16 protein-coding genes and 3 pseudogenes are annotated in these 18,889 nt (G+C 68.8%); 6 read left to right on the forward strand and 13 right to left on the reverse strand.

All coding sequences use genetic code 11. The annotated features are described in order from the left end of the window. The first annotated feature begins 92 nt into the window (after positions 1 to 92). Together ACZ7L0_RS20905 and ACZ7L0_RS20910 are read left to right on the forward strand one after the other, a co-directional pair. Positions 93 to 698 (forward strand): acyl-CoA-like ligand-binding transcription factor, encoded by a 606-nt coding sequence (locus tag ACZ7L0_RS20905; RefSeq protein ID WP_471243965.1) that lies wholly within the window; start codon positions 93 to 95, stop codon positions 696 to 698. A gap of 70 nt (positions 699 to 768) precedes the next feature. Continuing rightward, positions 769 to 2,235, forward strand: a complete 1,467-nt coding sequence (locus ACZ7L0_RS20910) for an FAD-dependent monooxygenase (RefSeq protein WP_471243966.1) — start codon at positions 769 to 771, stop codon at positions 2,233 to 2,235. Positions 2,236 to 2,308: 73 nt separating this feature from the next. On the opposite strand, the gene ACZ7L0_RS20915 is transcribed toward ACZ7L0_RS20910, so the two are convergent. From ACZ7L0_RS20915 to ACZ7L0_RS20930, 4 genes and pseudogenes are all read right to left on the reverse strand, one after another. Continuing rightward, positions 2,309 to 3,661 (reverse strand): MFS transporter, encoded by a 1,353-nt coding sequence (locus tag ACZ7L0_RS20915; protein ID WP_471243967.1) that lies wholly within the window; start codon positions 3,659 to 3,661, stop codon positions 2,309 to 2,311. A 294-nt stretch (positions 3,662 to 3,955) separates the two neighbouring features. Next, complete coding sequence (locus ACZ7L0_RS20920) at positions 3,956 to 4,864, reverse strand: ankyrin repeat domain-containing protein (RefSeq protein ID WP_471243968.1); 909 nt, start codon at positions 4,862 to 4,864, stop codon at positions 3,956 to 3,958. A 427-nt stretch (positions 4,865 to 5,291) separates the two neighbouring features. Continuing rightward, a pseudogene (locus tag ACZ7L0_RS20925) lies at positions 5,292 to 5,462 on the reverse strand (TetR family transcriptional regulator); the annotation flags it as partial. 12 nt (positions 5,463 to 5,474) lie between these two features. Further along, a pseudogene (locus tag ACZ7L0_RS20930) lies at positions 5,475 to 5,653 on the reverse strand (IS21-like element helper ATPase IstB); the annotation flags it as partial. A gap of 131 nt (positions 5,654 to 5,784) precedes the next feature. On the opposite strand from ACZ7L0_RS20930, the gene ACZ7L0_RS20935 reads away from it, so the two are divergent. The 3 genes and pseudogenes from ACZ7L0_RS20935 (at position 5,785) to ACZ7L0_RS20945 (ending at position 7,591) form a co-directional block, all read left to right on the forward strand. Then, on the forward strand, positions 5,785 to 6,771 hold the full coding sequence (locus ACZ7L0_RS20935; RefSeq protein ID WP_471243969.1) for a TIGR01777 family oxidoreductase: 987 nt from the start codon (positions 5,785 to 5,787) through the stop codon (positions 6,769 to 6,771). Positions 6,772 to 6,812: 41 nt separating this feature from the next. Beyond that, positions 6,813 to 7,065 (forward strand): annotated as a pseudogene (locus ACZ7L0_RS20940) (lamin tail domain-containing protein); the annotation flags it as partial. Between the two features lie 40 nt (positions 7,066 to 7,105). Continuing rightward, positions 7,106 to 7,591, forward strand: coding sequence for a hypothetical protein (locus ACZ7L0_RS20945; protein WP_471243970.1), 486 nt, complete (start codon positions 7,106 to 7,108; stop codon positions 7,589 to 7,591). A 620-nt stretch (positions 7,592 to 8,211) separates the two neighbouring features. Here the strand turns inward: ACZ7L0_RS20945 and ACZ7L0_RS20950 are convergent. From ACZ7L0_RS20950 to ACZ7L0_RS20965, 4 genes are all read right to left on the reverse strand, one after another. Next, on the reverse strand, positions 8,212 to 9,645 hold the full coding sequence (locus ACZ7L0_RS20950; RefSeq protein WP_471243971.1) for a sensor histidine kinase: 1,434 nt from the start codon (positions 9,643 to 9,645) through the stop codon (positions 8,212 to 8,214). Next, positions 9,642 to 10,376, reverse strand: coding sequence for a response regulator transcription factor (locus ACZ7L0_RS20955; protein WP_471243972.1), 735 nt, complete (start codon positions 10,374 to 10,376; stop codon positions 9,642 to 9,644). Before ACZ7L0_RS20955 ends, ACZ7L0_RS20950 begins: the two co-directional genes overlap by 4 nt. 349 nt (positions 10,377 to 10,725) lie before the next feature. Then, positions 10,726 to 11,139, reverse strand: a complete 414-nt coding sequence (locus tag ACZ7L0_RS20960; RefSeq protein WP_471243973.1) for a PepSY domain-containing protein — start codon at positions 11,137 to 11,139, stop codon at positions 10,726 to 10,728. A gap of 673 nt (positions 11,140 to 11,812) precedes the next feature. Then, complete coding sequence (locus ACZ7L0_RS20965; protein ID WP_471243974.1) at positions 11,813 to 11,986, reverse strand: CsbD family protein; 174 nt, start codon at positions 11,984 to 11,986, stop codon at positions 11,813 to 11,815. A 246-nt stretch (positions 11,987 to 12,232) separates the two neighbouring features. On the opposite strand from ACZ7L0_RS20965, the gene ACZ7L0_RS20970 reads away from it, so the two are divergent. After that, complete coding sequence (locus ACZ7L0_RS20970) at positions 12,233 to 12,403, forward strand: DUF5670 family protein (protein WP_055705189.1); 171 nt, start codon at positions 12,233 to 12,235, stop codon at positions 12,401 to 12,403. A gap of 563 nt (positions 12,404 to 12,966) precedes the next feature. Here the strand turns inward: ACZ7L0_RS20970 and ACZ7L0_RS20975 are convergent. The 5 genes from ACZ7L0_RS20975 to ACZ7L0_RS20995 form a co-directional block, all read right to left on the reverse strand. Beyond that, positions 12,967 to 14,286: a helix-turn-helix domain-containing protein gene (locus ACZ7L0_RS20975; protein WP_471243975.1), complete on the reverse strand. Its 1,320-nt coding sequence runs from the start codon at positions 14,284 to 14,286 to the stop codon at positions 12,967 to 12,969. Between the two features lie 377 nt (positions 14,287 to 14,663). After that, entirely contained in the window at positions 14,664 to 15,242 is a 579-nt protein-coding gene (locus ACZ7L0_RS20980; RefSeq protein ID WP_471243976.1) for a GNAT family N-acetyltransferase, read from the reverse strand. Positions 15,243 to 15,639: 397 nt separating this feature from the next. After that, positions 15,640 to 16,158 carry a cupin domain-containing protein gene (locus ACZ7L0_RS20985; protein WP_471243977.1) on the reverse strand — a complete coding sequence of 173 codons (519 nt, stop codon included), beginning with the start codon at positions 16,156 to 16,158 and terminating at the stop codon, positions 15,640 to 15,642. Between the two features lie 651 nt (positions 16,159 to 16,809). Continuing rightward, entirely contained in the window at positions 16,810 to 17,631 is an 822-nt protein-coding gene (locus ACZ7L0_RS20990; RefSeq protein WP_471243978.1) for an SCO6745 family protein, read from the reverse strand. A gap of 47 nt (positions 17,632 to 17,678) precedes the next feature. Beyond that, positions 17,679 to 18,518 (reverse strand): alpha/beta fold hydrolase, encoded by an 840-nt coding sequence (locus ACZ7L0_RS20995; RefSeq protein WP_471243979.1) that lies wholly within the window; start codon positions 18,516 to 18,518, stop codon positions 17,679 to 17,681. Positions 18,519 to 18,889 lie beyond the last annotated feature (371 nt).

An 18,889-nucleotide genomic window follows, 5' to 3' on the forward strand; every position in this document is an offset into this window, starting at 1 on the left:
CCCGGCCATCGGCGAGTAGGACGAGCCAGGCGGGCAGAATCTTGCGCTGCACGCATATTTGCGTGTAACGCAATTTTAGCTACTGTTGTTGTATGGGGCTGCGAGAACGGAAGAAGGCCGAGACACGTGCCGCGCTCAGCTGGGCGGCACTGCGACTGGTCGTCGAGCGCGGGCTCGACAACGTCAAAGTCGAGGACATCGCCGAGGCCGCCGGTGTCTCGCCGCGCACGTTCAACAACTACTTCTCCAGCAAGGGCGAGGCGATCGTCGCCCGCCATCTCGACCGTTGCCTGCGCATCGCGGAAGCGCTGCGCGAGCGCCCGGCAGAGCCGCTGTGGGACGCGATCACTCGCGCGGTGCTGCCGCAGTTCGAACCGGACACCGCGGCGGCCGCTCACCCTGTGCCCGACGCGGCGAAGTGGACGGCGGGCGTGCGCATGATGGTCGCCGAACCGGCCCTGCAAGGCGAGATGCTGCGGGCCGGGGCTATCGCCGAGGCTGAGATCGCCACGGCCATCGCCGACCGCACTGGTACCGACCTGAAACAGGACCTGTACCCACACCTCGTCGCCTCCGCGGTCATGGCTGCCACCAACGCCGCCATGGCACACCACCTCCGCACCGATCCGCCCGTCCCGGTGGGGCGCCTGCTCGCAGATGCCCTCGCCCGGATCGCGGCGGGTCTGCCAACCCCCTAGCAACCCACTGTGCACGGAAAGCCCGGCGGGCGGTCGGGCCGATGTCCTCTGCCCGGAAAGGAATTCGTCCATGATTGACGTCGTCGTCGCGGGCGCCGGACCGAACGGCTTGATGCTCGCCTGCGAACTCGCCCTGGCCGGCGTGCGCCCGCTCGTCCTGGAACGCCTCACCGAACCCTCCGGCGAGCAGCGCGCGAACGGTCTGGTCGGCCAGGTCGTCCGCATGCTTGACCGGCGCGGACTGTACGAGCGGCTGACCGCACCCGGTGCCACACCCGAGCCAGCGCCCGGGTTCGTTTTCGGCGCGTTCCCACTCGACCTGAACGACCTGCCGGACAACCCGCTCCACACGTTGGCGGTGCCGCAGCGCAGAGTCGAGCAGATACTCGCTGAGCGCGCGGCCGAACTCGGCGTCGAGGTTCGCCGTGGGCACGAGGTCACCGGCCTGGCGCAAGGCGAAGAGTCGGTGACGGTCGAGCTGCGCGGGCGAAAACCGGTCGAAGCGGCGTTCTTGATCGGCGCCGACGGTGGGCACAGCGCGGTCCGCAAGCTCGCCGGAATCGAGTTTCCCGGCGTGACAACGGATGCCTCGGTGTCGCGCACCGGACACGTGAGCGTCCCCCTGGAGATGGTCGGTGCTGATGGCGGCCTGCGCGTACCCGGCTTCGGTGTCATACCGCCGTTCCGACACCTGCGTACTGAGCGTGGCCTGATCACCTGGGCGCCGTTCCCGGGCGGAGCTCCGCTGATCAGCACGACGGAGTGGGAGCAGCCGGCCGAGGGTGAGGCGACGCTCGACGAGCTTCGGGCCAGCGCCTCCCGGGTGCTCGGCGCGAACCTGCCGCTCCACCCGCCGACCGGCCCGGGACCACACCTGATGAGGCGACTGCTCGGCGGCAACACCCGGATCGCGTCGCAATACCGTACAGGCCGCGTATTCCTGCTCGGCGATGCCGCGCACGTGCACTCGGCGATCGGGGGACCAGGGCTCAACCTGGGCCTGCAGGATGCGGTGAATCTCGGTTGGAAGCTGGCCGCGGAACTGCGCGGCCACGCACCCGAGGGGCTTCTGGACACCTACGAGTCCGAGCGGTCCCCGGTGGCGCGCCGGGTCGCCATGCACACTCAGGCGCAGTCGTTGCTGATTCGCCCGGGCAGCGAGGTGACAGCGCTGCGTGAACTGTTCGGCGAGCTGCTCGCCCAGCCTGCGACACGGCAGCACATTGCGAATCTGCTCTCCGGCGCGGACATCACCTACGACATGGGGTCGGCAACCGGACCGCTCGTCGGCCGATGGGCGCCGGACGTGCCGGGCCTGCGCGAATCGACCCGCACCGGCCGCCCACTCCTTCTGGACCCCACCGGCACCCTCGATACGGGAGTTTGGGCATCGCTTGTCGACACCGTGACCGTCCCTGAACTCGACACCGCACTGCTTCTCCGTCCCGACTGCTACGTTGCCTGGCAAGGCACCACGGGCGATGGCCTGTACGAGGCGCTGGAGACCTGGTTCAGGGCAGTCGAACAGCACGCCTAGGCTGCTCGTCCGACTTATTGGGCAGGCTCCCGGCGGGCTTCGAGCCCGAGGAGTTGGAACTGCAGGGTGCAGGTCACTCGACGTCACCTGAAGGGCAGCTGCCGGACTCGTGGACCTCGGGGAGGCCAGCCGTCAGCGGCGCATTCTGCGCGGTCGGAAGCGTCCGTCCAAGGCGTGCGAGCGGGGACAAGGCCATCACCACCGGGGACAGCATCATGCCTGCGGCCGTCGCCAGGAGACTGGTGCGCAACCCCCACGCCTCAGCGAGGAATCCGCCGAGGAGGGAGCCGAGTGGGGACAGCCCCATCCCGGCAAACGTGATCGTCGCGGCCGCGCGGCCTTGCATCCCGTCTGGAGTGACCGTCTGTCGGACGGTCATGACCGCCACATTCACCAACTGACCGCCGGCCCCGAACACGAAGTTGACCGCGAGGAGCGCGGGAACGGTCACCGCAGAGGAGCCGTGCAGCGCGGGTACGCACAAGAACACGCCGTCGCCGAGTGCCGCCGCGGCCACGAGTACCGGGCCGTACCCGAACCGGTTCGGCAGCCGGGCGGCCAGCATGGAGCCCAGGAGCGCGCCCGGCCCTGTCGCCGAGAGTGCCAGCCCGACGGCGGTGCCGGACAGGTGCAGTTCCCGCGGCAGGAAGAGCAGATAGACGGTCATCAGGGCCGCGAAAGAGAACTGGAAGGCGGCCGAGGCCAGGCACACGGTCCGCAGCGCGGTATCACTGACGACAAAACGGAGACCCTCGTATATCCGCCGCCAGACCCGTGGGGGACGTTCCAGGCGCTCCGGGGCCGATTCGACTCGACGGATTCGTCGGATTGACAGGAACGACAGCGCGAAGAACAGCGCGCTGGAGGCGGCAGCGAGCGGCGCCGACAGCAGGGACACCAACGCACCGCCGAGGGCGGGACCGCCAATGTGAGCCGCGGACCGGCTGCCCTCGAGCGCGCTGTTGCCCCGCACCAGCTGATCGCGTCGCACCAGCCGTACAAGAGACGCCTGGTATGCCACGTCGAAGAACACGGAAAGGGCCCCGACGACGAAGGCGATCATGAATAGCGCGGGCAGGCCGAGCCGGCCGAAGAGGCCGGCCACGGCGGCGGCACCCAGGGCAAGGGCCCGGCCGACGTCAGTCAGCACCATCACTGTGCGAGTGCGCCACTTGTCCACCCATGCGCCGACGAAGAGCGAGAGCAACAGGATCGGCGCCTGACCCACAGCGCGCAGAATGCCCAGCTGGGTGGCACTGGCATTGAGCGTCAGGACGGCGAAAAGCGGAAGCACAACCAGACCTGTGTGTTCCCCGAGTTGGGAGGCGGTCTGCCCCACCCAGAATATGCGGAAGCTGCCGTCCCGCCACAGGCTTGACGGCACGGGTCGACCGGAATCGGATACAGCGCAGGAAGCGGACGGCACAGGGATCCCTCGGATTGCCGACAATGAGGCCCGCTACCGGGCACACGACAGGTGTGCCGACGGTTCAGGCAGGAGAAGGCTCGCTGTGCCGCGACCTCAAGGGCAGCACGCGATGACAGGCCGATCGGCCTACAACGTCAACGCGCGCTCGGGCGACCGACCATGTCTGCAACTCCTCGTGGGTCAACTCGCTACACCCGGACACTAGCGCTCGGTGTCTCAACCAGAAAGGTAATGGCCACACATGTAGTGCCCCTTTCCTGCCCGAAACCCTCGTGGCGGGCCGAACGGCCGTTACTTTCCGGAGTCGTCCTCCCAGCCCGTCAGGGCCAGCTCGGCGACGTCTCGGACGCGCGGATCGGGATGGTCGGCGAACCGCTGAAGCCGAGCCCTCTCCACGGGGTCGAGTCGGCCTTCGTCGTCCCACGTCTCCACTTCGGCGTGCCATCCGAGACTGCGCACCACCTCGCTCAGCACCCCAGGGTCCTGTTCCTGCTCTGCGTGGGCTCGGAGCAGGCGAGCCGCCCACTGCTGGGCATCCTTGTCGTGCAGGCCACTCACCACGTCAACGCCGACGCCCCACAGGACTTCGGCTGTGATCTGCCGGAGCCGAGGATCGGGCGAGGTCAGGGCATCGGCGACCTCGTTGCGGGAGAGCGGGTCCACTCGCCGCTCCAGTAGTTGCCTGATGATGAACCGGCCCGTGTCGTCCGGGTCGGCGAATGCGAGGATTCGAGTGGCGAGTTCGGCGAAGGATGCCCGTATGCCGAAGGCCGGTTCCAGGATGCTGACAGCCACTGTGTGCCAGGTCGAGGCGGCGCACTGCTGGTCACGCGCGCGGGCCAGGTCCAGTGCCGTCCGCCCGAGATCGTCCGTCAGATCATGCTTCGCCGGGTAGCGGCGCAGCAGGTCCAAGGTGTCGTATGCGCCGGCGTGGGCCGCCAGCATCAGTGGGGTGAGCCCGCCTCGTGAGCGCAGGTCGGCATCCGCGCCCGCGGCCAAGAGCAGCCGGGCCGTCTCGCAGAAGTCCGCGGCCACGGCCACTCCCAGAGCGGTGATACCGTCCGCGCCCGAGCTGTTCACAACCGCACCGGCTTTCAGCAGCGCCCGCACCGCCTCCGGGTCGTTGCCGCGTACGGCTGCCAGCAGCCGTACATCGAGTCCCTCTGAGGGCGGTTCGCCGCCCGGCCCGCGATATCCCATCCCCGTACCCCCTTGATCGCGCTCATTCCTAACACGCGGGGCACTGGCCAACCATCGATCGCGATGGCCACCTATCGGTCGACGCCACAGCGGAAAGCACCTCAACCAGATGTACACGCTCACCCGGGTACTGAACGGCGACCACATCTACGCGAAGATCACAAACTAGCAGGAAGGGCCCACCGGCCATGGCGCTTCTCACCGAACACCACGTCACCGCAACCCCCGGCCGTCGGATCGTAGAGGCCTACGACGCGGACGCCTCTCTCGACGGCGAAGCCGCCCTGCGCACCGCAGAAGTACAGGTAATTGCCGGAAAACCCGAGCGAGCATCTCCGGGTTCACGGGGGAGCGGTGCGCGGGCTTACTGATCGTTTCAGAATGAGGTGCGGGCGGCGGAGGCTGTCGGCCAGTTCGAGCACGGGGCCTAGCGCAGGGCGGCGACGACCAGGCCTTTGAGGGCCTCGCGCGGTACGTCGCCGCCGCTCACCAGCCGGTCGAAGACCAGCCCGTCGATGCAGGTCAGCAGGGTGTGAGTGCGGTTCTCGACGTCCGTGACGCCGTGCGTGGCGAGGAACAGCCGGACGGCCTCGCGGTTATGACGGTCGGCTGGGTTGGCGTCGAAGTCGAAGGCCCGCGGGCTCTTCTGCCGCAGAAAGGCCGCGGCCTGGATGCGGCGCTCGGGCCGGCGGCGGGCTCGGCCGCGCACTTCGCCATCAGCAGCTCGGCCAGGAATGCCCGATAGGACAGTTGCTCGCAGGCAGCGTTGTCAGCAAGGCCCTTGAACTCGGGCCAGAAGGAGTGGACTCCGGTCCGCCCGCCTGTGTCGGCCGCCTCGCCCTGACGTGCACCGCACTCCGTAGTTGAACACGTTCAAAAAGAAGGGCTACGCTGATGCCGAGCGAAGCCGAGGGGGTTCGATGAAGGTAGTGCTGCCCGGGGGAACCGGACAGGTGGGCGCGATTCTCGACCGTGCGCTGACGGCGGCCGGTCACGACGTCACGGTAGTGACCCGGCGTCCCGCGCGGGCGCACGACATCGGCTGGGATGGAGCCACGCTCGGCCGCTGGGCCGCGGCGATCGACGGCTGCGATGTCGTGATCAACCTGGCCGGACGCAGCGTTTCCTGCCGTTACACCGCCAAGAACCTGCGGGCCATGATGGACTCCCGGGTGGATTCGACACGGGTGGTCGGCGAGGCGATCGCCGCCGCCGCGCGGCCACCGCGCCTCTGGCTGCAGATGAGTACGGCGACGGTCTACGCCCACCGCTTCGACGCGGCACACGACGAGACGACCGGGGTGATCGGCGGCTCGGAGGCGGGGGTGCCGGACTACTGGGCGTACAGCGTCGAGATCGCAAAGAACTGGGAGCGGGCGCAGGCCGAGGCGCCGACTCCCTCGACCCGCAAGGTGGCGCTGCGCTCCGCGATGGTCATGAGCCCGGATCGGGGCGGTGTGTTCGACGTTCTGTCGCGGCTGACGCGACTCGGGCTGGGCGGTCCGGTGGCCGGCGGTGCGCAGTACGTCTCCTGGATCCATGACGAGGACTTCGTGCGAGCAGTGGACTACCTGATCGCCCGGGATGACCTCGAGGGGCCGGTGAACCTCGCCTCACCCAACCCCCTTCCGCACCGCGACTTCATGCGGGCGCTGCGCACGGCCTGGGGCGTCCCGGTGGGAATCCCGGCGACCCGCTGGATGGCCGAGCTGGGGGCGTTCGCGCTGCGCTCGGACACGGAGCTGCTGCTCAAAAGCCGTCGGGTGGTGCCGGGCCGGCTGCGCGCGGCCGGGTTCACCTTCACGTATCCCGAGTGGGAGAGGGCCGCTACGTCCCTCGTGCAGCGGGCCAGGCTGGTTCATGCGGCATCGGGTCGGGCCCGTGAAAGGAGCAACCACGCTGCGTAGAGCCAGCCGGCTGCACCCGCACATCACACCTTCCCCGTGTACGGTCCCTTGGCCGCGCAATCGTCCGTATCCACACCGGCGAGGGCCGCGACCGCGACACCGACCTCCACCAGGACCGCCGCACCTACGTGTGGAACAACGACTACGACACCGCCACCCTGCGCAACTACCCACGGCCGCTTCGTCGACGACCCCTCCTGGGGCGACCAGCACCACCGCAACAGCCGCGGCGGCGACGACCGTGACCAGCACGGCGACCACTGTGACGGTGCCCGGCACGACGTCCGCCGCTGAACCACACCCTGTTGGAGCGGTGCGGCCGTAGGATCACGTCATGACTGCCGATGCCCCGCTCACCCGAGACTCGTTCCGGCGGCTCCAGCCGATTAACACGCCCAGGCCGGTGTCTCAGTTGCCGGATCGTGTCTGGACTGACGAGGACTGGGACCGGATCCGGCGCGGATATCGGGCCCGGGACATGGATGAGAAGTGGAACGTCTTCGTCGAAGGCGATGTCGTCTTCATGCACAGGAGTTGGACCGGTCGCGGCGTCTATGAGGCGTCCTTTGCCCCCGTGGCTGGGGGTGGGAGGAGGATCGCCGCTGCTGTGGTGGAGACCGATGGCGAGCGCTATCGCAGCATGGGCGACGCGTACGACCGTCTGATGATGGAGCTGATCATCAGCGCGATCGTCCTTGGTGAGCCAGCCGCCGACCTCCGGGCCGGACTCGTGGAGCTGACTGCTCGGGCTTCGGGGAAGAGCGATCTTCCCTCGGGTGTGGTGGAGCACAGTGCTCTGGGATTGCGTTCTGGATCGTGAGCTCTGGAGCCAGGCGAGTGCTGTCACGGTCTCGCGTTATGTGACTGGATCACACGTTGCAAGCGCAGGATCTCGCCGTGCCGTGGCCAGTCGTTGTTCGAGCCCTTGGACGCGCTCTCGGTGGGTGGTGCGCTCACGGTCGAGGGCTTCGGTAAGGGAATGAATCGCTGTGCCGTCGTCGCTGAGGGTGCCTGCGGGGGAGACTGGTTCTCGGTCCGTTGCCGGCCGCGCAAGGTCTCGATGCGTTTGCGCAGGTCGGTGTGGGCATAGAGAGAGTCCAGGCTGACACCGGCCGAGCGGGCAACGGTGCGGAAGTTGATCTCCTCGCTCTCCTTGGGCAGCGTTCGTATGCCCGCCTCCGCTAGTTGGAAGGCCTGCTGGTGCTTGTCCCGTGCGGCCTGCCGGAGGGCAGCGATCCGCCGGTCAGAGTGATGCGGCCGAAAGCCGCTGACCAGTGCTCATGTCGACTGCACCAGCAGATACACCGCCAGCAGGGCGAAGTTGGCACTGATCATCCGCAAAACGGCGCGCCGGTCCCATGCGGTGCCGGACAACTCCCAGATCACCATCGCTCACCGGGGAAGTCTCCCAGCAGCCACGGCAGCAGAGCGGCCCGTGAGCTATGCCTGCGTTCGATGGCTGAGGACGCGGGGTGCGCGGAAGTCCTGAGCCCTCGAGCGCGGCCCGCGCGGGCGCGTGGTGACGGGGCGCAGCTGGATGCGGGCGTCGAGGCCGGTGACGGGGGCGGGGTGCAGGGTGATGGTGCCGCCGGAGGCGTCGACGAGGTGACGGACGATGGGCAGGCCGAGGCCGGTGCCGTCGTGGTGGGAGTCGGAGGAGCGCCAGAAGCGGTCGAAGGCGCGTTCACGGTCGGCCTCGTTCATGCCGGGCCCTTGGTCGATGACGTGGAGTTCGGTGCCGGGGGCGCGGTGGAGAGTGATGGCGGTGCTGGGCGGGGAGACGCGCAGGGCGTTGGCGAGGAGGTTGTCGATGATCTGCTCCAGGGCTCCCGGGATCGCCCACACGCGGCCGGTGGGAGGACCGGTGATGTCGAGGGCGACGTACTGCTCGGCTGCCAGTGGCTCCCACATCGCCACCCGGTCGGCGAGGACGGCGTCGAGGTCGACGGGTTCGGGGGTGGTGGCGGTGTTCTCCAGGCGGGCCAGGGCGAGGAGGCCCTGGACCATACGGTTGAGGCGTTCGACCTCGGCGACGGCTTCGTCCAGGCTGCCGTGGGCGCGCGGGTCGAGGTAGGGTTCGAAGTTCTCCAGGCGCAACCGCAGCGCCGTCAGCGGGGTTTTCAGCTGGTGGGAGGCTTCCGAGGCGAATGCCTGCTGGGCCTTGAGCAGATGCTGCAGTCGCGTGGCGGTGTGGGTGAAGGAGGCGGCCAGGCGGCGCAGTTCGGGCGGTCCGGTGGTGGCGTCGGGCGGGTGGGTGAGCTGTCCGTCGGCGAGCTGGGCGGTGGCGGCCTCCAGGGTGCGCACGGGGCGGGTGATCCAGCGGGCCAGGCTGAACGCGACCAGGGCGACGGCGGCGAGGACGCAGGCTCCAGCCAGGGCGAGGGCGCCCCAGATCCGGTGGATGCGCGCACTGACCTCGGACAGGGGGTAGGTCAGACGCAGGGTACCGCGGATGGTAGTGCCCGAGGCGCCGGGCATGGTGGCCGACAGGACGTCGTTGCCGCCCGTGTCGGTCGTGGTGGTGACGCTGGGCTGGTTGGTCAGGGCGCGGGCGATGTCCGGTTGCGCGGCGATGCTGATGCCGGTGCGGCCGGCGGGGTCGGAGTCGGCCAGGACGATGCCCTGCTTGTCGGTGACGATGACATGGCCGCCGGTGCGGTCGGCGTAGTCGCCGATCACGTCGGGCAGTGCTTCCAGCTGGCCCTTTTCGATGTTCTCCTCGGTGACCTCGGCGAGCATGGAGGCGTCGCGTTCCACGCTCTGGGAAGCCCGGGAGGTCTCGCCGCGGGCGTAGATGAAGCCGAGCGGGACTTCGAGGCCGACCAGGACAAGCAGGGCGAGGCCCAAGTAACTGAGCAGCAGGCGCCTTGTCATCCGGCTTCCTCGCAGGCGGTGCGGTCGCCGGGAATCGTCAGACGGAAGCCAACCCCGCGGGCGGTGGTGATCCAGCCCGCGTCGCCCAGTTTCCGCCGCAGAGCGGCGACGTGGGCGTCGAGGGTCTTGGTGGGGCCGAAGAAGTGCGGGTCCCACACCGTGTCCATGATCTGCTGACGGGAGTACACCGTCCCCGGATCCTCGGCCAGGTAAGCGAGCAGGTCGAACTCCCTGGGCGCGAGGGCGACTTCCCGGCCCTCGAGGTGCACCTCGCGGCTGCGGCGGTTAATGACCAGCGGGCCCAGCGCCTGCGCGCCAGAAGCCGCCCGCTGCGTTTCAGGCGCTTGTGCGGGGCCGGTGGGCGCGTACGCGGGCGCTCCGGCTCTACGGGTGACGGCGCGGATGCGGGCGATCAGCTCCCGTACGCCGAAGGGCTTGGCGAGGTAGTCGTCGGCTCCCAGTTCGAGGCCGACGATGCGGTCGGCCTCCTCACCCCGCGCGGTGATCATGATGATGGGGACGGCGGAGCGGGCGCGCAGGCTGCGGCAGACGTCCAGGCCGTCCATATCGGGCAGACCGAGATCCAGCAGCACCAGGTCCGGCGCGGCGCTGGTGTCGGCGAGCCCGGCGGCACCGGTGCGGACGTGGTCCACCGTGAACCCATAGCGCCCCAGACCCTCGGTGAGGGGGCCGGCGATTCGGTCGTCGTCTTCGATAAGCAGCAGCCGCATGGCGCCAGGCTCGCACAGCTGTGCCACGGGAGTTGAAAAGTTCACGGGAAGCCGCCTGGGACCAGAAAGACGTACGGGACAACGGGGGACAAGCAGGTGCCGTCCGGCTGAACGATGCGGGAGATGTCGTCGGCCGAACGGAGGTGGCGAGACGTCAGGTGGCGCCGACCTGGGAGTCAGTCGTCGCCGTCCGGCCGCCGGTGTCCTCCGCGAAGCGGTCGCCGTAACCGTCCGGTTGTCGGCGCGCCGGGCACCGCATCCAGGCTCGCTGTCTCGTCGGCGCCCGCGGAGGCGTGCTCGGGTTCGGGCGGCATCGGATGCTCCCTTCGAGTGGTTCAGGCGGTGGCCGTCAGCTGGCGTCCTCGGTCTCCTCGGTGCCCTCCTTCTTGGTGTCGGTGACCTTGAAGGACTTGTCGAGGTAGACCTCGATGGAGGTGCCGTCCTTCTGCTTCACCTCCACCGCGTACATGCCGGGCTTCTCCACGTCCTCCTCGGACTTGACGACCGTGCCCGGGTACGCCGCAAGGGCGGCGGCCTCGGCCTTCTGCTTGATGTCACCGGTCAGCGGCGGCTCCGTCTTGTCGTCCGCGTCGCCGTCGGCTTCACCAGCCGCTTCGGCGCCAGCCGCACTCGGGGCCGACTGCTGGGTGTCCGCAGCCTTGGAGCTGTCGGAGCCGGAGTCGGAACCGCCGCAGGCGACCAGCGCGAACATCAGCACGGCGCAGGGAGCGGCAAGCAGGGCACGGCGGGGCAGAGCACGCATCGGGGTGTCTCCAAACACTGGGAATCACTTGCGAGTTCGGAGGCCTGTGGAACCGGACCTCCAGGGGACGACAACGACCCTAGGAACCCGCGGTCGAGAGGCAGCCCAGCAAATGGAGAGCAAGAGACCAGCAGATTGCCAATCTTCCGCGTGCGCAGCCGATCTGGGGCCGTATGAGGCTGCGCGAGGTAACCCCAGACGGTTCAGGAAGAGCTACTGATCACGTCGGAGTAGCGCAGAGTGCTGCTCCGACCGGTCAGAACAGCAACTCCGCGCACGCGGCACGCAGGGATCCACGTAGATGACACAAGTCGCCGGAGCGGGATCGATCGCGCGACGTCACTGGCCAATGGACGGGGCCGACGCGGGACGTCAGCTCAGAGACTGAACGGCGTAGAGGACGCCGAGGACGGCGGCCAAGCCGCCCAGAAGCAGGCGCAGGGCGGTATCGGGCAGGCGGGGCTGCAGGGGTGCCGAGGTAGCCCTCGATCAGCCCGACCGTGTGCGCCCAGCTGCCCCAGACCGTGGCCCGCGGCGTAAGGGCTGTGCGTTGTTGGGCTGCGGTGACTGCGCCGGGGGACTGCCATCCGCCCGGGAGGGACCCATCAGGGGCACAGGCGTGGGGGCGGCCTCGCTGCCAGGGCCGCCCCCACGCACAGCTGCTCCGGGCCGCTCAGGGCTTGCCGGTGTCCTTGACTGTCTCCTTGGCTTCGCGGGCGTGGCCCGCGGCTTCGGCCGCGTGACCCTTGGCGATCAGCTTCTGGTTGCCCATGGCGCGTCCGGTTGCCTGGGCGGCCTTGCCGACTGCCTGCTCGGCCTTGGCCCGGACCTTCTCGCTGGCGGCCATGCTGCTCACCTTCCTTGATGCCGGTATCAGGTGCTGGATGTGCACATGACCCCTCACCGCGCCGGTAAACCCTTGGCCAGAGCAGCACCTTGAGTGACCGGTGATGGATGGACGCGGTGAGTGAGATGCCAAAGGCGGGGAATCGTTGACGGCGCACGCATGCCCTTCAACCAGTGGAAGTAACTCATATTTTGTGTGCTTGTAGGGCTGAAGTAAGGGCATCCGATGGCCAGGAGGTTGATAACGATGGTTCCCCTGCTTCTGGTTCTTCTGCTGGCTCTGATCCTCTTCGGTGCGGGCTTCGCGCTGAAGGCACTGTGGTGGATCGCGGTGATCGTGCTCATCGTGTGGCTGCTGGGCTTCGTCGTCCGGTCCGCGGACAGCGGCGGCCGAAGGGGCCGCTGGTACCGCTGGTAGACGAAAGCGCCTGAGCGTGAGGGGCACGCCGAGCGCGAAAGAACAAGGGTGTGGGGCCCGGCCGGAAACGGCCGGGCCCCACACCTGTGAGAAGACAACAGCTTGGAGACCGGAAGAGATCGGGCTTATCGGACGCACCACAGGGTACGCGAGCGAAGCAGCGGCCCCGCAGAACAAGCAGTGGAACCCTGCCTCCTAAAGTCTGCGGGGTCGCCGCGCCCAACTTCACGGCAGGGAGGCCATCCTTGGGCCTGCGAGTGCCGGGAGTAGGACAGCGAGGCGTCCTTGCACTTGGCGGTCTCGTACTTGCCCTTGGGCTTCTGGTGGTGCCTCCAACCGCACAGCCCGGTGGTGTGGTGGATGCACTGGCGGGCGGAGTTGGTCGACGGCAAGGTCGCCGCGAACGTGTCGCGACTCACCTCCCCAACAGCGCAACACCGTCGAGCGGGTGCATCAACCGCGTGAAGCAGTGGCGAGGCATCGCCACCCGCTACGAGAAGACCGCGACCCTCTACCTCGCCGGCATCTTCCTCCGGTCCGCCCGATCGTCCAGACGAAAGCCCCTAGCTGTCGTACGGGACCCAGGCACGCCCGCCTGCGTCGTTCGTGCCGTACCAGTAGCGAGGCATTCCCTTGATGCTGGTGGTGTGGAACGGGCGGCCGTGGTCGTCGATGCGGATCGTGCCGGTGCGGCCCTGGGAGGACCAGTCGAGTTCGAGGTACCAGCGGGCGTCGTAGGTCTGTGTCGTCGCGTCGACCAGCAGCACCTCCGGGTCCTCGGCGGAGACGCGGTACGGGAAGTGAATGGACGGAATGGTGTGTTCGCTGTCGGCGCCGTCCTTCGGGCGGGCGATGGGGCGGTCGACGTCGAGGTCCACGGTGAAGCGGCGGGGCGTGAGCTCGCCGCCGCAGCCCTGGTCCATGGCGTACGCGCTCCCCGCGGCCGGGTTGCCGCGGCTGACGATGCGGACGCGGAGCGCTTTCAGGACCACGGCCGTGGACGACCGCCCCTGCACCGAGATCTGCACCTTCGTCTGCCGCCCGTGCACCGCGCCCTGCGTCGCCGCCCACGCCCCGGCGTCCTGCTGCACCGGTGGCGGAGGAACCTGCGCGGGTGGCTTGTCGATGACGTAGTCGTGGCCGCAGCCTTTGTCCCAGACCAGGGAGTCGACGCTCCAGGCGAGGGGCAGGCCGGTGGACGGCCTCGCGGCCGAGGTGGGACCGCTGCCGGTGGCGGACGGGGCGGGTGCCTTCCGCCGCGGGCCGGGCGACGCGGAGCTCCGGGAAGGGGAGGGGGAGGCGGTGGCCGACGGTTTCGCCGAGGGGTGGGGTGTGTCGGGGGCGGGCGTCCGCGGGCTCGCAGAGCGGGAGGCGTCCGCCTCGGAGGAGCGGTCGTCCGAGAGGGCGGACATGCTGCCCAGAGTGGCGAGCAGCGCGCAGGTGACGGCGGTGGACGTCAGGACCCGTCGGCGGCGGAACCAGGGGCGGGGAGCGGGGGAGGGGGCGGGCTCGTCCGGGTCAGGATCGTCCCCGGGCTGCTCCGCGGAGCTGCTCCCCTCGACGAGTGCCACGTCCGTGTCCGGCGCCGGTGCCGTAACGGCCGCCTCCGCCGAACCGGCCGTACGCACCCGCTGCCGAGCAGCCACCGCCGATAGCCACAGCCGGTGCAGCTCGAGCCGCTCCTCCGGTGTCGCCTCGCAGAAGGCCGCTAGCCGCTCCACGGGCGCGAAGTCCTGCGGTACCGCCTCGCCCGCGCAGTACCGGTGCAGCGTGGAGGTGTTCATGTTGAGGCGGCGGGCCAGCGAGCCGTAGCTCCGGTCCGTGCGGTCCTTCAGCCGGCGCAGCAGCGCCGCGAACTCCTCGACATCGTCCCGAATCGACACCGTTCCCCTGTCGTCCACCCGCGATCCCGTATCACAGGCACTTATATACCTGCACGTCAGATGGGCTGGGATGGTTCCCACCGTCGCCCAAAGGGTGGTAGTCGTTGCGCGCCGGACTCCGGTGACGCAATGCGCTGAGCCGGTCAGTAGGCAGCGGGCGACCCGTGCGCGACCTTCGCGAAGGGCGTGGGCTGGTGTGTGCCTGTACCAGCGGCGGGCCTCGTGTCCGTTTCCGCTTCTGCCGCTGCCCGTCGTCTGGCCGCCGCAGCGCTCGCGGCAGGCGCTGTCATCGGGCAGGCCGACGGCGCTGCCGGCCTCCGTTCCAATCACTCCCTGAGGTTGTTCTTCAACCTCTGGCGCGCTCTGACAGAGCTCGCTCAGCGCATCCACCGGACCATGAAGAGCGCCTGTTCACCAGCCGACTCCGTGCCGTCGTAGAGCGAAGTGTCCAGCCCACAGAAGGCGAAGCCCAGCCGGAGGTAGGCGCGAATGGCGGGAGCGTTGATGTTGCTGACCTCGAGCCACACATGCCCTGCCCCGCATTCCCTCGCGAAGTCGAAGGCGTGATTCATCAGGGTTCGCCCAATCCCCCTGCCCCTCCACACTGGGGAGATTGCAATGTCACAGATGGTCAGGCGCGCATTCCACGTATCGAAAGAGGTCTCCACAAACCCACACAACTCGTCCCCGTCGAAGGCGACCACCGTCCGGCGCAGCCCGGGATCGCCATCGTCGTCACTGTCGTCCTCAGCAGGGAAGACCTTGGGGATCGGAGGCTCCACCGGGGTCTGACAGATCCTGAAACCCTCGTCCGTCACGGCGACTTCGAACACAGTATCCGTCGTGAACGATCCGTCGAGCCTGGCAAGGGCGTCGCCGTCCTCGGGCCCCGCCAGTCGGTAGATAACGGTCCCCGCCATGCCAAGAACCGTCGCATCGTCTGCAGTGGTCTTCATTGCTCGACCGTACGTCGGCCCTCACGGGGCCGAGTGCCTTCCGGCCGGGAGAAAGCAGCTCGTACGCCATCACCACCTGGGCATTTGCCATGCAGGCGGACGACCCCCGCACGATCATGTACTCCGTCACGGAGACACACGATCGGTACGAAGGCCGCAGGGGTGCGTCTGCCGCAACACGATGTCTTGGCGGGATGCGTTCGCGGAGGAGTCACGCTCTCGGGACGGCCGCTACGCCTGTCTGGCCGCACGTGTGACGAACTGATCGAGCCAGCGGACGCGTTGCCGGGCGCGGACAGTCCGGTGACCTCCCCGGGGGATAGCTGGTCGCGCCCGCTCGGCGGAGCCGCACAACGCCACGGTCCGGCGCCCCTTTCGGGGCGTGCCGGGGGCAGGCTCAGCTGCGCGCGGCAAGTGCCTGGCGCCACGCCGGGCTGTCGACGTAGTGGTTGTCGAACCGCTCCGAGGAGTCCTTGATCTCCTGCGGGTCGGCCTCGCCGCGCATCACCCGGCCGAGGAGCCGCAGGTAGTCGAAGCGTCCGGCGCCCGGGGTGAAGACGAACAGTACGTCGGCCGTCCTGCCGGGCGCCGCGGCGAAGGCGTGCGGGGTGTGCGGCGGCACGACGAGGAAGTCGCCCGCCTCCAGGACGGTGATCTCCTCGCCCACCAGCACCTGGAGCGCTCCGTCGATCACGAAGAACGCCTCGGACGCCTTGGTGTGCAGGTGGGCGGGTGCTCCGACCGCGCCTTCGGCGAACGTCGACCGATAGCTGGTGAGCCGCCCGCCGGTGTGGCCGGAGTCCGCGAGAAGTGTCATGACACTGCTGGGGTCTCGGGTCGTCTCGGCGTCGGCGGCGCGGGTGAGGACCGGGGCGAACTCCGCGGCCTGCGTGGTCTCGTGCTTCTTCGTCGTCATGACTACGACTCTAGGGAGCCGAAAGACCTGCGGCATGGTGCATTACAGGGCCGAAATCATGGGTCAATTAATCGCTGCCGAAGGCACTGCCGACGGTCCCACGCACCGGTCCAACGTGCTGCTCAGCCTTCTCACCCTGCTCGCGCTCTCCACACCCTCTTCGGCATCACTCGGTCAGCCGTGGCCAAGGGCGGTGAGCAGTAACCGACGAGTAACGCGCGGGCCGCGATGGCGAAGATCTTGGTGTTCGTGCCGGAGATGATGACGGGTCGGTTGCGGGGGTGCAGGGCCTCCAGCGGCCGCCTCCCTGGCCTCCCTCACGCACCAGATCGTGGACGTGCGAGCGGACAACGAGACGGGTCGGCAGCGCCGCCGACGAATTGGGAGGCGTACCGGCGTTGGTCCATCGAACGGCACCGCATCAATGGACAAGAGCGGCGAGAACCGCTCAACAGCACTGAGTTGCTGGGCTGAGCCTTTTCATTCCGGCCGTGCCTGGAGACGTCCAGGCACGGCCGGCGCCGGCCCGGAGTGTCCGGTGTTGGCCCCCGCCCCGAACCAGCCGCCGTTGTCGCTCAGCAGCTCAACCTCGCCGCGCTCCAACCACTACGACATGCTGCGCACGCACGCTCGAGGACCCGGCAGGCGCTGTCAGCCGAGCTTGAGGAGGCCGGCTTCCACGACGGCGTGGCCGAAGGGGCTCGCGAGTTCGGCGAGGCGTTCGCAGTCGGCGTCTCCCAGGACGGCGTAGGCGGGAAGAGCCAGGCGGTCGGTGCGCTCCTCGATGTGCTGGCGCAGGAGTACGCCTTCCGAGCTGAGGGAGTCGCCTTCGAGGAGACCTCGCTTGCGCAGGCGCTCCTCGGTGTCGGCCCACTCCTCCTCGGGCCATGCGCGGCTGGCCTTGAGGAAGTCGACGGGAACGTCCCCGGTGGCGGCGTGCAGAATCAAGGACTCCAGGCCTCCGACGCCCTCGCTCAGCAGGCATGCGACATGTCCGTCTCCGCGGAACTCCCGGAGCAGCGTCTGGGCGTGCCACAGCTGCAGTACCGGCTCCTCCGGCCAGGGCAGCGCGGCGTGCGCGGCGAACAGCGGGCGTCCCTGCGACCGTTCGCAGGCTGCCTCGGCGGCTCGGCGGGTCAGCGCGAGGACCTCCTGCAAAGCGGGTAGCTCGTGGATCCCGGCTCGTCGCAGCGCCTCGCTCGCGGCGGCGTGCCGCGCGTCCAGCACCTGCTGCGGCGTCGCCGTGTCCCAGACCCCGCTGACCGCCTTGCGCACGAAATCGGGGTTGAAGTTGTAGAAGGTCGAGATGACCAGCTCAGCGGAGGCCTGGCCGAAGGCGGCGCTTCGGGAGGCGAAGTACCCGGCGCGTCCGTTCAGTCCGAGGTCCGCGTACCGTCGCCTTGCCTCTGGGACGAAGTAGATCATGGCGTGCACGGGCTCGAGCCGGCGCCAGGCCGATCGCGCTGACTTCATGGGTTCACCTTTTTCGGAGAGCCGACAAGCGGGGTATTCGTAGTGGTTCAGTACGCGCCGTGCGCTTGCAGGTGTGACAGCAGCAGGTGGCTCAGCGTCTCGGGCGCCTCCTCGGGGACCCAGTGGCTGACGCCCTGGAGGGTCTCGAACCGGTAGGGCCCGCTGACCCACTGCCCGGTCTCCTGCGCGGCCGCCGGGCCGAACGCGCTGTCCTGCGTGCTCCAGACGTACAGCGTGGGCACGTCGATGACACCGATCGCGCCGTCGGGGCGACCGGCCCGGTACCAGTTCAGCGCCGCGGTGAGAGCGCCCGGCTGGGACAGGTGCCGGACGTAGGCCTCGGCACTGGCCTGGGGGACCTCTCCGGAATAGAAAGCGCGAAGTTCCTCGGCGCCGTTCGCGAGCATGCGCTCTTCCGTCGCGGGCGTTTCGCGCCAGTCGATCATGTAGCGCGAGCGTTCGCGCTGATCCCGGTCGGTGCGGAGGGTGGTGGCCAAAGCCCGGGGGTGCGGGGTCGAGACAACCGTCAGGGTACGGATGCGGCCGGGGTGGCCATCGGCGGTCCACCACGCCACCGCGCCGCCCCAGTCATGGCCGACCAGATCGAACGCCGCCCAGCCGAGTTCCTCTGTGATAGCGACCACGTCGTCGACGAGGACGCTGATGCGGTAGTCCTCGGGCTGCTCGGGGCGGACGCTGGGGGAGTACCCACGCTGGTCGGGTGCCACCACTCGGTAGCCGTGCGCGGCCAACGCCGCGATCTGCCGCTGCCACACCAGCGCCGTCTGCGGGAAGCCGTGCAGCAGCAGTACCGGGCGGCCCTCGGGCGGACCCGCCACGATGGCGTCGAACGCGCCCGCGGCGGTGGAGATGCGCACCTCGGTCACGATCCACCCCTTCATACCGACTGGTCGGTCAGCTTCCAGGTGCGGCATCCAATTGTCAAGGTCTCGAGAGTGCGCCTTCTCGCAACGGCAGGCCGGCACAGCTCTTTTGGCCGGTTGCTGCCACGCCTGGTTGCCGACCCACGCACTCCACGTGTCCCGAGCGCGAGGTTGAATATGACGCCGGATTCAACTATAACCAACCGGGATGCGGCCGTCAGCGCTGTGGCCATGCGCATGCCATTGATGACGGCACAGGCGGGCAAGACCGCTCGCAGCGCCCGAGTCGGCGTTTCGGCACCGCCTACCGCCATTGATCCCGGCTCACGGAGCTCGGGATTCCCATCCCGAAGTTCTCGGACGATCCGGACCTA

This window comes from Streptomyces sp. NPDC039424, from assembly GCF_055639495.1.

Bases quoted from the DNA above. Each gene is read 5' to 3' on its own strand.
- ACZ7L0_RS20955 (WP_471243972.1), bottom strand. From the start codon at position 10,376: ATGCGGCTGCTGCTTATCGAAGACGACGACCGAATCGCCGGCCCCCTC.
- ACZ7L0_RS20970 (WP_055705189.1), top strand. From the start codon at position 12,233: ATGGTTCCCCTGCTTCTGGTTCTTCTGCTGGCTCTGATCCTCTTCGGT.
- ACZ7L0_RS20965 (WP_471243974.1), bottom strand. From the start codon at position 11,986: ATGGCCGCCAGCGAGAAGGTCCGGGCCAAGGCCGAGCAGGCAGTCGGC.
- ACZ7L0_RS20910 (WP_471243966.1), top strand. From the start codon at position 769: ATGATTGACGTCGTCGTCGCGGGCGCCGGACCGAACGGCTTGATGCTC.
- ACZ7L0_RS20990 (WP_471243978.1), bottom strand. From the start codon at position 17,631: ATGAAGTCAGCGCGATCGGCCTGGCGCCGGCTCGAGCCCGTGCACGCC.
- ACZ7L0_RS20920 (WP_471243968.1), bottom strand. From the start codon at position 4,864: ATGGGATATCGCGGGCCGGGCGGCGAACCGCCCTCAGAGGGACTCGAT.
- ACZ7L0_RS20945 (WP_471243970.1), top strand. From the start codon at position 7,106: ATGACTGCCGATGCCCCGCTCACCCGAGACTCGTTCCGGCGGCTCCAG.
- ACZ7L0_RS20980 (WP_471243976.1), bottom strand. From the start codon at position 15,242: ATGAAGACCACTGCAGACGATGCGACGGTTCTTGGCATGGCGGGGACC.
- ACZ7L0_RS20985 (WP_471243977.1), bottom strand. From the start codon at position 16,158: ATGACGACGAAGAAGCACGAGACCACGCAGGCCGCGGAGTTCGCCCCG.
- ACZ7L0_RS20960 (WP_471243973.1), bottom strand. From the start codon at position 11,139: ATGCGTGCTCTGCCCCGCCGTGCCCTGCTTGCCGCTCCCTGCGCCGTG.
- ACZ7L0_RS20950 (WP_471243971.1), bottom strand. From the start codon at position 9,645: ATGACAAGGCGCCTGCTGCTCAGTTACTTGGGCCTCGCCCTGCTTGTC.
- ACZ7L0_RS20935 (WP_471243969.1), top strand. From the start codon at position 5,785: ATGAAGGTAGTGCTGCCCGGGGGAACCGGACAGGTGGGCGCGATTCTC.
- ACZ7L0_RS20905 (WP_471243965.1), top strand. From the start codon at position 93: ATGGGGCTGCGAGAACGGAAGAAGGCCGAGACACGTGCCGCGCTCAGC.